Source organism: Nocardia sp. A7 (assembly GCF_046549215.1).
Classification (GTDB): Bacteria; Actinomycetota; Actinomycetes; order Mycobacteriales; family Mycobacteriaceae; genus Nocardia.
Genome location: NZ_JAJPWE010000001.1, coordinates 2,169,244 through 2,184,399 on the forward strand (window position 1 = coordinate 2,169,244; position 15,156 = coordinate 2,184,399).

Sequence of the window (15,156 nt, forward strand, 5' to 3'; positions counted from 1 at the left end):
AGTAAGGAGAGCTACCGACAAGTGGCTGCCAACGACTCCAACGCATCGGGCAAATCAGGCTACGATGCCTCGTCCATCACGGTCCTCGAAGGCCTCGAGGCGGTGCGCAAGCGCCCTGGCATGTACATCGGTTCCACCGGTGAACGCGGTCTGCACCACCTCATCTGGGAGGTTGTGGACAACTCGGTCGACGAGGCGATGGCGGGCCACGCCAGCAAGGTCGAGGTGACCCTGCTCGCCGACGGCGGCGTCGAGGTGATCGATGACGGTCGTGGCATCCCGGTCGGGATGCACTCCCAGGGCGTGCCGACGATCGAGGTCGTCATGACCCAGCTGCACGCCGGCGGCAAGTTCGACTCCGATTCCTACGCGGTCTCGGGTGGTCTGCACGGTGTCGGTATCTCGGTGGTGAACGCGCTCTCGACCAAGGTCGAGGTCGAGGTCAACACCGACGGCCACCACTGGACTCAGACCTACAAGGACGCCAAGCCCGGCAAGTTGGTGCAGGGTGAGCCGACCAAGGCCACCGGCACCACGGTGCGCTTCTGGGCAGACCCGGAGATCTTCGAGACCACGCACTACAACTTCGAGACCGTGGCGCGGCGCCTGCAGGAGATGGCCTTCCTGAACAAGGGCCTGACCATCAAGCTCACCGACGAGCGGGTCGCCGACGGCGAGGTCATCGACGAGGTGGTCAGTGAGACCGCCGAGGCGCCCAAGGATGCCGAGGTCGTCGCCGCGGAGGCGATCGAGCACAAGGTGAAGGTCCGCACCTACCACTACCCGGGCGGCCTGGTGGACTTCGTCCGCCACATCAACCGCACCAAGTCGGCCATCCACAACTCGGTCGTCGGGTACACGGTCAAGGGCACCGGCCACGAGCTCGAGGTCGCGATGCAGTGGAACTCGGGCTACTCCGAGTCGGTCCACACCTTCGCCAACACGATCAACACCCACGAGGGCGGCACCCACGAAGAGGGTTTCCGCGCGGCGCTCACCACGGTGGTCAACAAGTACGCCAAGGAGAAGAAGCTCCTCAAGGAGAAAGACGGCAACCTCACCGGTGACGACATCCGCGAGGGTCTCGCCGCCATCGTGAGCGTCAAGGTCGGCGAGCCGCAGTTCGAGGGCCAGACCAAGACCAAGCTGGGCAACACCGAGGTCAAGTCGTTCGTGCAGCGTGCCTGCAACGAGCACCTGCAGCACTGGTTCGAGGCCAACCCGGCCGACGCGAAGACCATCGTGCAGAAGGCGGTGTCCTCGGCGCAGGCCCGGATGGCCGCCCGTAAGGCGCGCGAGCTGGTGCGCCGCAAGTCGGCGACCGACCTGGGCGGGCTGCCGGGCAAGCTGGCCGACTGCCGGTCCAAGGATCCGGGCAAGTGCGAGATCTACATCGTCGAGGGCGACTCCGCCGGCGGCTCGGCGAAGTCCGGTCGTGACTCGATGTACCAGGCGATCCTGCCGCTGCGCGGCAAGATCATCAACGTCGAGAAGGCCCGCATCGACCGCGTCCTCAAGAACAACGAGGTCCAGTCGATCATCACCGCGTTCGGCACCGGTATCCACGACGAGTTCGATATCGCCAAGCTGCGCTACAACAAGATCATCCTGATGGCCGACGCCGACGTGGACGGTCAGCACATCGCGACGCTGCTGCTCACGCTGCTGTTCCGCTTCATGCGTCCGCTGGTCGAGCACGGTCACGTGTACCTCGCCCAGCCGCCGCTGTACAAGCTCAAGTGGATGCGGTCCGAACCCGAGTTCGCCTACTCCGACCGTGAGCGCGACGCGCTGGTCGAGGCCGGGCTCGCCGCGGGCAAGAAGATCAACAAGGACGACGGGATCCAGCGCTACAAGGGTCTGGGCGAGATGAACGCCAAGGAGCTGTGGGAAACCACCATGGACCCCGCGGTTCGGGTGCTTCGTCAGGTGACGCTCGACGACGCGGCCGCGGCCGACGAGTTGTTCTCCGTGCTGATGGGCGAAGACGTGGAGGCACGTCGCAGCTTCATCACCCGCAATGCCAAGGACGTCCGTTTCCTCGATGTGTAAGCGGCGCAGCGCTTTCGGGCGCGCCCGCTCGCATATCGGCCCCTCGAAGGAGATTTGATGACTGAGACCACGCTGCCACCGTCCGGCGGTGCGGGCGACCGGACCGAACCGGTCGACATCCAGACCGAAATGCAGAACAGCTACATCGATTACGCCATGAGCGTGATCGTGGGCCGCGCGCTGCCCGACGTGCGCGACGGCCTCAAGCCGGTGCACCGGCGCGTGCTCTACGCGATGTACGACAACGGCTACCGCCCCGATCGCGGCTACGTGAAGTCCGCGCGTCCGGTCGCCGAGACCATGGGTAACTACCACCCGCACGGCGACTCGTCGATCTACGACACCCTCGTGCGCATGGCCCAGCCGTGGTCGCTGCGCTACCCGCTGGTCGACGGCCAGGGCAACTTCGGTTCCCGCGGCAACGACGGCGCGGCCGCCATGCGCTACACCGAGTGCAGGCTGACGCCGCTCGCGATGGAGATGCTGCGCGATATCGACTCCGAGACGGTCGATTTCGTCCCGAACTACGACGGTCGCTCGCAGGAGCCGACCGTGCTGCCCGCCCGCGTGCCCGCCCTGCTGATGAACGGCTCCAACGGCATCGCGGTCGGCATGGCGACCAACATCCCGCCGCACAACCTCAACGAGTTGGCCGAGGCCATCTACTGGGCCCTGGAGAACTACGAGGCCGACGAGGAATCCACCCTCGCCGCCTGCATGGAACGGGTCAAGGGCCCCGACTTCCCCACGCACGGTCTGATCGTCGGCGGCCAGGGCATCCACGACGCCTACACCACCGGTCGCGGTTCCATCCGCATGCGCGGTGTGGTGGAGATCGAGGAAGACGCGCGCGGTCGCACCACGATCGTCATCACCGAGCTGCCGTACCAGGTCAACACCGACAACTTCGTCAACTCCATCGCCGAACAGGTGAAGGACGCGAAGATCGCGGGTATCTCCGATATCCACGACGAGTCCTCGGACCGCGTCGGCATGCGCATCGTGGTCACCGTCAAGCGTGACGCGGTGGCGAAGGTGGTGCTGAACAACCTCTACAAGCACACCCAGCTGCAGACCAGCTTCGGTGCGAACATGCTCTCGATCGTCGACGGTGTGCCGCGCACCCTGCGCCTGGACCAGATGATTCGCTACTACGTGAATCATCAGCTCGATGTCATCGTGCGGCGCACGCGCTACCTGCTGCGCAAGGCCGAGGAGCGGGCCCACATCCTGCGCGGCCTGGTCAAGGCCCTCGACATGCTCGACGAGGTCATCGCGCTGATCCGGCGCGCGGCCAATACCGACACCGCGCGCACCGGCCTGATGCAGCTGCTCGACATCGACGAGATCCAGTCGACCGCGATCCTGGACATGCAGCTGCGTCGGCTGTCGGCCCTTGAGCGCCAGAAGATCGTCGACGATCTGGCCAAGATCGAGATCGAGATCGCCGACTACAAGGACATTCTGGCCAAGCCGGAACGTCAGCGGGCGATCGTGCGCGACGAGCTCGCCGAGATCGTCGAGAAGTACGGCGACGACCGCCGGACCAGGATCATCGCCGCCGACGGAGACGTCAACGACGAGGATCTGATCGCCCGCGAGGACGTGGTCGTGACGATCACCGAGACCGGCTACGCCAAGCGCACCAGGACCGACCTCTACCGCTCGCAGAAGCGCGGCGGCAAGGGCGTGATGGGAGCGGGCCTCAAGCAGGACGACATCGTCAAGCACTTCTTCGTGTCGTCGACGCACGATTGGCTGCTGTTCTTCACCAACAAGGGCCGCGTCTACCGGGCCAAGGCCTACGAGCTGCCCGAAGCCAACCGGACCGCGCGTGGTCAGCACGTGGCCAACCTGCTCGCCTTCCAGCCGGACGAGAAGATCGCCCAGATCATCCAGCTGAAGACCTATGAGGACGCCCCGTACCTGGTGCTCGCGACACGCACGGGCCTGGTGAAGAAGTCCAAACTCACAGATTTCGACTCGAATCGCTCCGGTGGCATCGTCGCGGTGAACCTGCGCGATGACGACGAATTGGTCGGTGCGGTGATGTGTTCGTCCGACGATGACCTGCTCCTGGTCTCGGCGCACGGTCAGTCGATCCGCTTCGCCGCGACCGACGAGGCGCTGCGTCCGATGGGTCGCGCCACCTCCGGCGTGCAGGGCATGCGCTTCAATACAGACGACGAGCTGCTCTCGCTCAATGTGGTCCGTCTGGAGACATATCTGCTGGTCGCGACGGCCGGCGGGTATGCGAAGCGGACCGCGATCGAGGAGTACACCGCGCAGGGTCGTGGCGGAAAAGGCGTATTGACAATCCAATACGATCCGAAGCGTGGCAGCCTGGTGGGTGCGCTCATCGTCGACGACGAGGACGAGTTGTACGCGATCACCTCCAGTGGTGGCGTTATCCGCACCGCAGCCAAGCAGGTTCGTAAGGCCGGACGCCAGACAAAGGGCGTGCGATTGATGAACCTCGCGGATGGCGATACCTTGCTAGCGATCGCGCGCAATGCCGACGAGCCCGATCCCGATCAGCTCCTCGGCGACGTGGCTTCGGAGTAACACACCAAATAGCGGCGGCAACGAACGGATCTGAGGATTCCATTGACCACACCGAATCAGTCGAACGACGATCGGAACCAGACCAACGGCGTCACCGAGCGAATCGCCACGTCTCCGATCCCGCCGCGACCGATCCCGCGCCAGGGCGGTCCGGCCGAGGGCGCGGCGCCGGAATCCGGTGCGGCCGGAACCGAGTCGCACGACGGTAAGGGCAGTAAATCCTCGCCCTACCAGGACGGGTGGGCGCAGCTGCCGCAGCGTGAACCGCAGTCGAACCTGTACCGGCCCGGCGAAGCGCCGAGTCAGGGTCGGCCTGCGTCCGGCGGCGCGTCTTCGGGCGGGCTCAAGGGCAGCGGCGCGTCCAATGCCCGCACCACCGCGGACCTGGCGGCCAAGGCGGCCCGCAAGGAAGCGGCGATGGTGAAGTCCGTCGGTATCGACGGGCCGACCCGCTCCATCGCGCGTCCGGAACTGGTCAAGGACATGCCCGACCTGTCCGACGTGCGCCACCCGGCACCCGAGGCACCGATGGCCCCGCCAGGGCTGCCGATGGCGCCGCAGCCGCAGCGCCCCATGGGGCCGAGTGCGCGGGCGGCCGCGGTGGGCACGGTCTCGCCCGCGGTGCCGGTGGCCATCGCGGCCGCCGCGTCGGGTGAGCCGCTACGCGCGACAGTGCAGATCCGCCGGATCGACCCGTGGTCGACCCTGAAGATCACACTGGTGATCAGTGTGGCGCTGTTCTTCGTGTGGATGCTGGCCGTCGGTCTGCTCTACATCGTGCTGGCCGGCATGGGCGTCTGGGACAACCTGGACAACTCGCTGGGCGAGATGCTGAACCAGGAGGGCAGCTCGTCGAGCCTGATCGACGCGGGCACGGTGTTCGGCTACGCGGGCGTGATCGGACTGATCAACGTGGTGCTGTTCACCGCGCTGGCCACGGTCGGCGTGTTCATCTACAACCAGTGCTGCGATCTGGTCGGTGGCATCCAGGTAACCCTGGCCGATCCCGACTAGAAGTAGTTTTTCCGCCACGGCCGGTCAGTCCAGGAAACTGGGCCTGACCGGCCGTTTTGGTTATCGGTAGCCAGGTAAGGTAACCTCGTTTCTCGTTGCGGTTCACTGCTCTGGCAGGGGATCGAAACGAGTTCGGGCCTATAGCTCAGGCGGTTAGAGCGCTTCGCTGATAACGAAGAGGTCGGAGGTTCAAGTCCTCCTAGGCCCACTCCCGAACAGCACAGTAGGGTGGGAAACATGAAGATTGTCCTCATGGTCGGTGTTGTGATCGCCGTTCTCATCGGTGTCAACAAATTCCGTCAGCGCGACGACGCGGACCTCTGGCGTGAGGTCACCACCCGCTGACTTCGGGTTGCCAACCGGTCGATGACCGGTAAGGGGCCTTAGCTCAATTGGCAGAGCACTGCCTTTGCAAGGCAGGGGTTAGGGGTTCGATTCCCCTAGGCTCCACATCTGTGAATTCCTCGGTATTCGATTTTCTCCTCACCGCCGCACCCGCCGACCCCGTTTCGGCTGAATTCGCGGCGGATTGGGTGCGGCACCGCGCACGGTCCCATGATTTCGCGAGTTCCCTCGACCGGGCCGCGATCGCCGGATTCGACAGCGCGGGCACCGGTCTCGCGTTTCTCGGCGGATATCAGGAAGCGCTGCACGCGCTGGTTCCTTCGCTCGATTCCGCCGAGCTCTCCTCGATGTGCGCGACCGAGGCCGCCGGAGCGCGCCCGTCCACGATGACCACCGCGGTGACCGCGGACGGCGTCGTCAGCGGCACCAAATCTTTCGCCACACTCGGCGCGTTCGCAGATCGATTCCTGGTGATCGCCCGGTCCGGTACCCAGCCCGATGGCAGGCCGATGCTGCGCGCGGTGCTCGTGCCTGCCGGTGCGCGCGTCGCGGTGACGCCGCTACCCGCGCTGCCGTTCGCGCCCGAGATCCCGCACGCCACCGTCACCTTCGATGCCGCGCCCGGTGCATTGCTGCCCGGCGACGGGTACACCGACTTCCTGAAGCCGTTCCGGACAGTCGAGGATCTGCACGTGGTGGCCGCTGTGCTCGGACAGCTCGTTCGGGTTGCCCGACTAGCGCAGTGGCCCGCGGAGCCCGTAGAGCAGCTGCTGGCGCTGTTTGCGGGGGTCCGTGGGGTGGGTGCCGAGGACCCCAGCTCGCCAGGTGTGCACATCGCGCTCGGCGGGCTCTTCGCGCGGCTGACGGCGCTGCGTGCCGAACTGGAGCCGCTGTGGGCGCCGGTGGACCCGGAGGTCAGGCGGCGCTGGGAGCGTGACGCGCCGTTGCTCGGGGTGGCGGGCAAGGTTCGGGCGGCGCGACTGGCGACCGCATGGCGCGCGCTGGCCTGATCAACCGCGACTTCTGGCGGCTGTATCAATTCGTTCTGGTGAACGTCCCGAGGCCGCTTTCGTCGAAGTAGTCGATGGTCAGCCTGCCGTCGGCGAAACGCGCCGAGGAGACGCTGCCGGGCGGGGCGTTCTCGCCACTGGGGTCGAAGGCGAAGGTGTCGCCGTCCCAGTGCCGGAGCGGGTATCGGCGCCGCTCGGGGCCGATGGTGAGGACCAGGCCCGCGTCGGTCGCCGAGATCTCCGCCGGGCCCCAGTAGGCGCTGTCGTAGGTGCCCGCGTAGGTCGGCAGTTCCTGTGCCGGAGCCGGATTCGACGGCGCCGACTGGCCGGACAGGTCGCCTTCCGGCGCGTCGACGGTGGCGAACGCGTCGCGATACAGACCGCGCCAGTCCTCGCGCACCTCGCCGAACTGCACGAGATCGCCGAACTCGGCGGTGAGAGTCTCCGGGATGCCGAGCGGTGCCGCGTTCGTCAGCGCGACGATGGCGACATCGGCGGAGGGGATCGCCAGGAAGGTGGTCGCCGCGCCGAGGGTGAAGGCGCCGGAATGGCTGTTGGCGGTGCGGGCCGCCGAGGAGACCGATGCATTGAAGCCGTACCCGTAGCTGCCCGCCCGCGCGGCAGGGGTGCTCGGCGGCGCCGAGACGATCTGGGGTGTGAGGGCGGGCAGCAGCGCCTCGGGCGGGGCGATGGTGGTCGGGCCGGCTGTGCCTTCGCCGAGCAGCATCGTCAGCCAGCGAGCCATGTCGTTCACCGATGAGCTCGCGCCGCCTGCGGGGGACTGGGGGTCGGGGTCGCGCACGTAGCGGGCGACCCAGTCGCCGTCGATGTTCACATGTCCCACAGCGTGATTCGGATGTGCGCGGAAGTCGTCGAAACGAGAGCTGGTGTCGCGCATGCCGAGTGGCTGATAGAGGGCGTCGTCGGACAGTCGTGCCCAATCCTTGCCCGCCGCCGCGGCCACGGCCACGGCTCCGGCGGTGAGCCCGAAATTGGTGTAGTGGTAGGTGATTCGGAACGGATCAAGGGGCTCGAGGCGCAACTTGTCGAAGATGGCGGCCTGGTCGTAGCCGAGGTCTTCGAGGCGGTCGCCTGCATGGTCGGGCAGGCCGCTGCGGTGTGCGAACAGGTCACCGATGGTGAGCTGGGCGGTGGTGGCGGGATCGGCCAGCGCGAACGACGGGAGATGGGTGGCCACCGGGGTCGTCCACTCGACCTTGCCCGCGCCGACCTGATTGGCGACGACGGTCGCGGCGAGCGACTTCGATACCGAGGCCAGCTGGAAGACGGTGTCGGCGTCCACCTTGTCCGGCGCGCCTGCCTGGCGAACACCGAAACCCTTGGCGTACACGGTCTTTCCGCCGTGGACGACGGCGACAGCCATGCCGGGGATGCGGCTGGAGTCCATCAGCGAGCCTGCCAATTCGTCGAGCCGGCCGATGGCCTTGTCGACCGCGTCGGCGGGCAGGGCGACACCGGCGACCTGATTCGGCGGAAGCTGTGCGGCGGCCGATGTGGTGGGGTGCGTGTCGTCGGTGGTGTTGGTACAACCCAGCAGGATCGTCAACGATAAGACGACCCCGGCGATCGCACCGCGACCAGGCACCATTTGCTGACGATATCCCCGGTAGCCGGGTGATCGCCGGAACGTGGCCGGACTGTGACGCTCGGCGAGGAGGTGCGCGTCAGGCGATCTGCCGAGCTGCGACCTTGCCGGAAAATGGGGAGCGGGCCTCGGCGAAGGGGGGGAGTTAGCCGAGGCCCGCGTAGGGTCGGCCCGGGGGGGAGGGGCCGACCTGAACGATCCTACGCGATACGCGCGGAATTGGTGTACGCGCACCGGGCGAGTTGGCGAGATTTTTCGACCGCTGGGGCGGGTGTCGGCGCTGACCTGGGGTGCGGTGCAGGACAGGTCCTCGCGTCCCGACCGTGTCGGTTGTCCGACGATGAGCGGAATCAGCTGGTACGCAAGGTTTTACAGCGAATTGGCGGCGAACATGTTCTCGTCTCGCGCATGTCGGCCCACATGGGAAAAGGCGCTCTTGTTCGTGTCGGACGACAGAAAATCAGTCCGATTCGCCGCGTGTCGCAACGCCTCGGCATGTCGAACAAATCTGTACATCTGACGGCGGTCCGTGCCGAAATTGGGGATGCGACTTGTCGGTGGGTACGGCAATACTGGGCAAAAGATCGCAACCACGACATCAGGAGAATCATGCCCGACGCCATTGTCGCCGAGGGACTGGTCAAACGGTATGGGCAGCTCGTCGCCCTGGACGGACTCGACCTCGCCGTCCCGGAAGGTACCGTCACCGCGCTTCTCGGCCCCAATGGCGCGGGAAAGACCACGACCGTTCGCGTACTCACCACTCTGCTCATCCCCGACGAAGGCACCGCTACCGTCGCGGGCATCGACGTCCTCAACGATCCACAGGCCCTGCGCTCGCGCATCGGCGCCTCCGGTCAGTACTCCGCGGTCGACGAGTACCTCACCGGCTTCGAGAATCTCGAAATGGTCGGCAGGCTCTACCACCTCGGCACCCAGCGCAGTAAAGAGCGCGCCAGGGAACTGCTCGACCGCTTCCGGCTCAGCGACGCCGCCGACCGCCCGGTGAAGGGCTACTCCGGCGGTATGCGCAGGCGGCTCGACCTGGCAGGCGCGCTGGTGGCCAACCCGCCGGTGCTGTTCCTCGACGAACCGACCACCGGTCTCGACCCACGGGCCCGGCTCGACCTGTGGGACGTCATCGAGGAATTGGTCGCAGGCGGCACCACGCTGCTGCTCACCACCCAGTACATGGACGAGGCCGACCGCCTCGCCGATGCCATCGCGGTGATCGACCACGGCAAGGTGATCGCGCGCGGTACCGCCGACGAACTCAAGGCCCTCGTCGGTGGCGACCGGATCGAACTCACCGTCGGCCACGTCGACCAATTGGCCGTCGCCCAGCAGGTATTGGGCGGGCTCGCCGATGGCGAGATCCACCTCGAACCCGGTCTGCGCAAGCTCACCGTGCCGGTGGCGGACGGCTCGGCGGACCTGGTCACCGCCATCGGCAGGCTTACCGAGCACAAGGTGGACATCAACGATGTCGCACTACGCAGACCCTCGCTCGACGACGTCTTCCTGACGCTCACCGGGCACGAGGCCGAAGAACTCGTCAACGGTGAGCCCGAGTCGCAGACTGTGGGCGCCGCGGAAGGAAAGAACCGATGAGTACCACGCTCGACAAGACCGTCGTGGCACATCCCAGCTTCGGCGAACGCATGTCGATGGTGGTGAGCGACAGCATCACCATCGCCAAACGCAATGTCATCAAGATCAAGCGCGTGCCCGACGTGCTGATCTTCACGACGATGTCGCCGATCATGTTCGTGCTGCTGTTCGCCTACGTTTTCGGCTCGGCGATCAGCATCCCGGGGCTGGAGGGCGGCTACCGCGAATTCCTGATCGCGGGCATCTTCGCCCAGACCGTGGTGTTCGGCGCCACCTTCACCGGCGCGGGCCTGGCCGAAGACATGCAGAAGGGCATCATCGACCGGTTCCGGTCTCTGCCGATGGCACCGTCGGCGGTGCTGGTCGGGCGCACGATCAGCGATGTGGTGATCAATATCGTCAGCCTGGTGGTGATGTCGCTGACCGGGCTCGTCGTCGGCTGGCGAATCCGCGGGTCGTTCCTCGACGCCGTGCTGGCGTACGCGCTGATGCTGCTGTTCGCCTACGCGCTGTCGTGGATGATGGCGGTGGTCGGCCTGATCGTGCGCGCGCCGGAGGTGTTCAACAACGCCAGCTTCATGGTGATCTTCCCGCTGACGTTCTTGTCCAACGCGTTCGTCCCGCTCGACAACATGCCGACCCCGCTGCGCGTGTTCGCCGAATGGAACCCGGTCTCGGCGCTCACCCAGGCGGTACGTGACCTGTTCGGCAACGTGAACCCGATGGCACCGCCCTCCCAGGCGTGGCCGATGCAGCATCCGGTGGCGACATCGCTGATGTGGATCGTGGTGATCCTGATCGTGTTCGTGCCGCTGGCCCAGATCCAGTACAAGAAGTCGGTGAGTCGCTGACTACCGCGCCGAGCCGTTGCGGGAATAACCCAGACGCGGCGGCTCGGCGGCCGGTTCGGGCAGTTGTGGACGCTTGGCGCGGGCCAGGTAGGCCAGGGCGCCCGCCCCGGCGAGCGCGATCGACGCGAGCAGCGGATTACGAAGCTTCATTCGACCACTGTGCTTGATTCGACCACGTGGCACAAACGGATTCGGCGTGCCGCGTGGCACCATAACTTCGTGACCTCACCCAACCAGACGGCCGTGGCGACTCTGCACACCAACCACGGCGACATCAGGATCGCGCTTTTCGGCAACCACGCCCCGAAGACGGTGCGCAATTTCGTGGGTCTCGCCGATGGCACCGCGCCGTATTCCACCGTCAATGCCGGTGGTACGGACAGTGGCCCGTTCTACGACGGCGCCGTCTTCCACCGGATCATCCCGGGGTTCATGATCCAGGGCGGCGATCCGACGGGCACCGGTCGCGGTGGGCCGGGCTTCGAGTTCGCCGACGAGTTCCACCCGGATCTGCGCTTCGACCGCGGCTATCTGCTCGCGATGGCCAATGCGGGCGCGGGCACCGAGACCAATGGTTCGCAGTTCTTCATCACCGTCGGCGCGCAGCCGCACCTCAACCGCAAGCACTCGATCTTCGGCGAGGTGGTCGACCCCGATTCGCGCAAGGTGGTCGACGCGATCGCCTCGGTGAAAACCGACCGCAACGATCGCCCGGCCGAGCCGGTCATCATCTCAGCCGTGAGTATTGACTGATCTCAGCCCAAAAGAAGCTCCCCGTCGCGATCTTTCGCGGCGGGGAGCTTCTTTTGCTTCACGTGAAACAACGTCAGTCGGAACTCACCGAGGCGAAGCCGTTGACGACCAGCGCGTCGTAGACGTCGTGGGGGTTGGTGCCGAGGTCCCAGCGGCCGAAGATCAGCAGGCGTTCGGTGTCGTCGTGGCGGACGTCGACCTCGAGCATCGCGCTTTTGCGGCCGATGCGGCGGTAGGAGACCATCCGGATGCGGTCGATCCGGTCCAGTGCGTATTCCTGCGGGCCGGTGAGCGTGCCGACTACCAGGCGTGGCTCTGAGCCGGGGACCATGGTGAGCCGGGGACGCTGTCGGATACCGAGCGCGGCCATGCCGAGCACCGCGGCCGCGGCGAGGCCGACGAGCAGCCTGCTCGGCCCGTCCTTGGCGAGAATCGCGACCACGACCAGCAGGATTCCGCCGCCGGTGACGGCGACCAGGCCCGCGACAGGGGTCGACCACGAGACGGGTTGTGCGTCGTTCACGCGGCTGTTCGCCCCTCTATCCTCGAGTTGTGCACAGGGTTATCCACAGGTGTGCATGAATAACACGCGTGTAATCCGTGCGATCAGCGCCAGCGCATGGTCATGATCAGGCCGACGACCATCAGGCCGAACCCGATCAGGAAGTTCCACGCGTTCAGGTCGTTCATGAAGCCGATGTGCTCTGCGGCCAGGTAATACACGATCAGCCACACCAGGCCGGCGAGCATGAAGCCCAGCATGATCGCGACGTACCAGGCCGGCGACGGCCCCGCTTTCACCTTCACCGGCGTGCGGCTGGCGGGGCTCGGGGTGTAGTCGGCCTTCTTGCGGACCTTGGACTTGGGCATGACGTCCTCGAATTCGGAGTACAGGTTAGGGTCCAGGCTATCCCACCAGGTAATGAATGCGACGACCTACTGGGTCGCCACGTACCCTCTACGCATGCGTGTACTGGTCGTCGACAATTACGACAGCTTCGTGTTCAACCTGGTGCAGTACCTCGGCCAGCTTGGTGCCGACGTCGTGGTCTGGCGCAATGACGACCACCGCCTCGACGATCTCGACACCCTGCTCACCGTCGGCGACGACGGCGGCACCTTCGACGGCGTGTTGGTGAGCCCCGGCCCCGGCAGCCCCGACCGTGCCGGCGCCAGCATTCCGCTCGTCCACGCGGCCGCCAAGCACAACATGCCGCTGCTCGGCGTGTGCCTCGGGCATCAGGCGATCGGTGAGGCGTTCGGCGGCACGGTCGACCGCGCGCCCGAACTGCTGCACGGCAAGACCAGTGAGGTGTTCCATCTCGGGTCCGGTGTGCTGGCCGGTCTGCCCGACCCCTTCACCGCCACCCGCTACCACTCGCTGACCGTGCTCCCGGAAACCGTTCCCGAGGAACTGGTCGTCGTCGGCCACACCGAGAGCGGCATTGTGATGGCCATGCGCCACCACACCCTGCCCATCCACGGCGTGCAGTTCCACCCCGAGTCCGTGCTCACCCAGGGCGGCCACCGGATGCTCGCCAATTGGCTAGAGGTCTGCGGCGAACGTCCGTCGGAGGAACTCGTCTCCGCGCTCGAGGCGGAGGTCGCCGCGCTGGTGACGAAATGAGAGTTCTGCTCTCGGTGGCCGCTAGTCTCGACGGCTATATCGATGACGCGAGTGCGCAGCGGCTGCTGCTGTCGAACACCGCCGACTTCGACCGGGTCGATCAGCTGCGCGCCGAATCCGACGCCATTCTGATCGGGGCGCAAACGCTGCGTTCCGACAACCCCCGGCTACTGGTGAACAGTGCCGAGCGCCGGGCCGATCGGGTGGCGGCGGGCAAGCCTGCGTATCCGGTGAAGGTGACTGTCACCGATTCCGGTGCTCTCGATCCGCGGCTGCGCTTCTGGCACACCGGGGGCGAGAGACTCGTCTACACCTCCGACGCGGGCGCCCGGAAACTGGGCAACCGGCTGGACGGACTCGCCGAGGTGATCAGCCTCGGCGAGCGACTCGCGCTCGAAGCGCTCGTCGACGACCTCGGCGCACGCGGTATCCACAGGCTCATGGTCGAAGGCGGCACCGGCATGCACACCGGCTTCCTCGCGGCAGGCCTGGTCGACGAGATCCGCTTGGCGATCGCCCCGATCCTGGTCGGCGATCCGGCCGCTCCGCGCTTCGTCGGACCGGCTGAGTTCCCTGGCGGCGCAGGTCGCAGGCTGCACCTGGCGGGTGTGGAACAACTTGGGGATGTCGCTGTGCTGAACTACCTGGTCAGCCCCGATCCCCACCCCGACAACTAACTGGTACCGCGAACAAAATCACCGCACTGAACTGGGAAAATACGGCTGTCCACAGTTCGCGGACAACTTTGCTCCACACCTGAACATGACCGATTCCACATCACGCCGGGGTTGTGGATAACTCGCTGACCACAGGGGAACGCCATGAGCCATGACGACACCGACCACCGGTTCATGCACAGGGCGATCGAACTCGCCAGGAACTGTCCCCCCAGCGACACGGCCTATTCGGTGGGCGCCGTCATCGTCGTCGACGGTGTGGAGATCGCGACTGGCTTCTCCCGCGAAACCGACGAGAAGGTGCACGCCGAAGAGTCCGCACTGAACAAACTCGACCCCGCCGACCCACGCCTGCGGCGGGCAACGATCTACAGCACCCTCGAACCGTGCTCGACCCGCGCCACCGTGACCCGGCCGCCGTGCACCGATCGCATCCTGGCCGCAGGCATCCCCACCGTGGTCATCGCCTGGCGCGAACCGAGCCTGTTCGTCGCCGCCTGCGAGGGTGTGGACAAACTCCGCACCCACGGCGTGCGTGTGGTGGAACTCACCGACTTGGCCGCCGAGGCCATGTCGATGAACTCCCACCTGGATCTGAGCTAGCGCGCGGGCTCAGGGCCGCCCGTAGATGGCGGTCACGAATTCGCCGAGCTGATTGTCGTCGAGGTGGCGGGCCAGATCGGCCTCGCTGATCATCCCGACCAGGCGCTTGTTCTCGATCACCGGCATCCGCTTCACCCGGTGCGATTCCATCTGGTCGAGCACGTCTTCCACATCGGCGTCCGCGCTGACCCAGCGCGGGGTCGACTCGCACAGTTCCGCCGCCGTGGTCAGATCCGGGGACAGGCCGAGCGCGACGCACTTCACCACGATGTCGCGGTCGGTGATGATGCCGCACATGCGCTCGTCGTCATCGGCGACGACCAGCGAACCGACACCGAGATCGGCCATCGCCGTCGCCGCGGTCGCGACGGTGTCACCGCGGGTGATCCACTGCGCACCGGGCTTCATGATGTCCCTGGCTGTGGTCATAAGGGGCTACCTC

16 protein-coding genes and 2 tRNA genes are annotated in these 15,156 nt (G+C 66.2%); 13 read left to right on the forward strand and 5 right to left on the reverse strand.

Features of this window, described 5'->3' with window-relative positions; translation table 11 throughout:
• The first annotated feature begins 21 nt into the window (after positions 1-21).
• From gyrB to ACLJPD_RS09875, 7 genes are all read left to right on the forward strand, one after another.
• A complete protein-coding gene (gene gyrB / locus ACLJPD_RS09845; protein WP_410871578.1) occupies positions 22-2,052 on the forward strand; it encodes a DNA topoisomerase (ATP-hydrolyzing) subunit B in 2,031 nt (676 codons plus the stop codon).
• A 57-nt stretch (positions 2,053-2,109) separates the two neighbouring features.
• Entirely contained in the window at positions 2,110-4,617 is a 2,508-nt protein-coding gene (gyrA, locus tag ACLJPD_RS09850; RefSeq protein ID WP_410871580.1) for a DNA gyrase subunit A, read from the forward strand.
• 42 nt (positions 4,618-4,659) lie between these two features.
• On the forward strand, positions 4,660-5,631 hold the full coding sequence (locus ACLJPD_RS09855) for a DUF3566 domain-containing protein (protein ID WP_410871582.1): 972 nt from the start codon (positions 4,660-4,662) through the stop codon (positions 5,629-5,631).
• Positions 5,632-5,765: 134 nt separating this feature from the next.
• A tRNA-Ile gene (locus ACLJPD_RS09860) sits at positions 5,766-5,839 on the forward strand.
• A gap of 29 nt (positions 5,840-5,868) precedes the next feature.
• Positions 5,869-5,976, forward strand: a complete 108-nt coding sequence (locus tag ACLJPD_RS09865; RefSeq protein WP_379245272.1) for a DLW-39 family protein — start codon at positions 5,869-5,871, stop codon at positions 5,974-5,976.
• A 32-nt stretch (positions 5,977-6,008) separates the two neighbouring features.
• A tRNA-Ala gene (locus ACLJPD_RS09870) sits at positions 6,009-6,081 on the forward strand.
• Positions 6,082-6,086: 5 nt separating this feature from the next.
• Positions 6,087-6,986: an acyl-CoA dehydrogenase gene (locus ACLJPD_RS09875; protein WP_410871584.1), complete on the forward strand. Its 900-nt coding sequence runs from the start codon at positions 6,087-6,089 to the stop codon at positions 6,984-6,986.
• Between the two features lie 25 nt (positions 6,987-7,011).
• Here ACLJPD_RS09875 and ACLJPD_RS09880 read toward each other — a convergent pair whose 3' ends face one another.
• Positions 7,012-8,595 carry a serine hydrolase gene (locus ACLJPD_RS09880; protein WP_410871586.1) on the reverse strand — a complete coding sequence of 528 codons (1,584 nt, stop codon included), beginning with the start codon at positions 8,593-8,595 and terminating at the stop codon, positions 7,012-7,014.
• 606 nt (positions 8,596-9,201) lie between these two features.
• On the opposite strand from ACLJPD_RS09880, the gene ACLJPD_RS09885 reads away from it, so the two are divergent.
• A complete protein-coding gene (locus ACLJPD_RS09885) occupies positions 9,202-10,203 on the forward strand; it encodes an ATP-binding cassette domain-containing protein (RefSeq protein WP_410871587.1) in 1,002 nt (333 codons plus the stop codon).
• Positions 10,200-11,054: an ABC transporter permease gene (locus ACLJPD_RS09890; RefSeq protein WP_410871588.1), complete on the forward strand. Its 855-nt coding sequence runs from the start codon at positions 10,200-10,202 to the stop codon at positions 11,052-11,054. The genes ACLJPD_RS09885 and ACLJPD_RS09890 overlap by 4 nt, the downstream gene beginning before the upstream one ends.
• Here the strand turns inward: ACLJPD_RS09890 and ACLJPD_RS09895 are convergent, their stop codons facing one another.
• The gene (locus tag ACLJPD_RS09895; RefSeq protein WP_410871589.1) at positions 11,055-11,204 is read right to left on the reverse strand and encodes a hypothetical protein; all 150 of its coding nucleotides are present in this window, start codon (positions 11,202-11,204) and stop codon (positions 11,055-11,057) included. It lies immediately after the preceding gene.
• Between the two features lie 69 nt (positions 11,205-11,273).
• Here ACLJPD_RS09895 and ACLJPD_RS09900 point away from each other — a divergent pair, with 69 nt between their 5' ends.
• On the forward strand, positions 11,274-11,807 hold the full coding sequence (locus tag ACLJPD_RS09900) for a peptidylprolyl isomerase (protein WP_410871590.1): 534 nt from the start codon (positions 11,274-11,276) through the stop codon (positions 11,805-11,807).
• A 73-nt stretch (positions 11,808-11,880) separates the two neighbouring features.
• On the opposite strand, the gene ACLJPD_RS09905 is transcribed toward ACLJPD_RS09900, so the two are convergent.
• Together ACLJPD_RS09905 and crgA are read right to left on the reverse strand one after the other, a co-directional pair.
• On the reverse strand, positions 11,881-12,330 hold the full coding sequence (locus tag ACLJPD_RS09905) for a PH domain-containing protein (protein WP_410871591.1): 450 nt from the start codon (positions 12,328-12,330) through the stop codon (positions 11,881-11,883).
• Positions 12,331-12,413: 83 nt separating this feature from the next.
• Positions 12,414-12,677 (reverse strand): cell division protein CrgA, encoded by a 264-nt coding sequence (gene crgA, locus ACLJPD_RS09910; RefSeq protein ID WP_410871592.1) that lies wholly within the window; start codon positions 12,675-12,677, stop codon positions 12,414-12,416.
• Positions 12,678-12,771: 94 nt separating this feature from the next.
• Here crgA and ACLJPD_RS09915 point away from each other — a divergent pair, with 94 nt between their 5' ends.
• The 3 genes from ACLJPD_RS09915 (at position 12,772) to ACLJPD_RS09925 (ending at position 14,714) form a co-directional block, all read left to right on the forward strand.
• Positions 12,772-13,434, forward strand: coding sequence for an aminodeoxychorismate/anthranilate synthase component II (locus tag ACLJPD_RS09915; protein WP_410871594.1), 663 nt, complete (start codon positions 12,772-12,774; stop codon positions 13,432-13,434).
• On the forward strand, positions 13,431-14,111 hold the full coding sequence (locus ACLJPD_RS09920) for a RibD family protein (RefSeq protein ID WP_410871596.1): 681 nt from the start codon (positions 13,431-13,433) through the stop codon (positions 14,109-14,111). The genes ACLJPD_RS09915 and ACLJPD_RS09920 overlap by 4 nt, the downstream gene beginning before the upstream one ends.
• Positions 14,112-14,255: 144 nt before the next feature.
• The gene (locus ACLJPD_RS09925; RefSeq protein ID WP_410871597.1) at positions 14,256-14,714 is read left to right on the forward strand and encodes a deaminase; all 459 of its coding nucleotides are present in this window, start codon (positions 14,256-14,258) and stop codon (positions 14,712-14,714) included.
• A 9-nt stretch (positions 14,715-14,723) separates the two neighbouring features.
• On the opposite strand, the gene ACLJPD_RS09930 is transcribed toward ACLJPD_RS09925, so the two are convergent.
• On the reverse strand, positions 14,724-15,143 hold the full coding sequence (locus ACLJPD_RS09930) for a CBS domain-containing protein (RefSeq protein WP_056822566.1): 420 nt from the start codon (positions 15,141-15,143) through the stop codon (positions 14,724-14,726).
• Positions 15,144-15,156 lie beyond the last annotated feature (13 nt).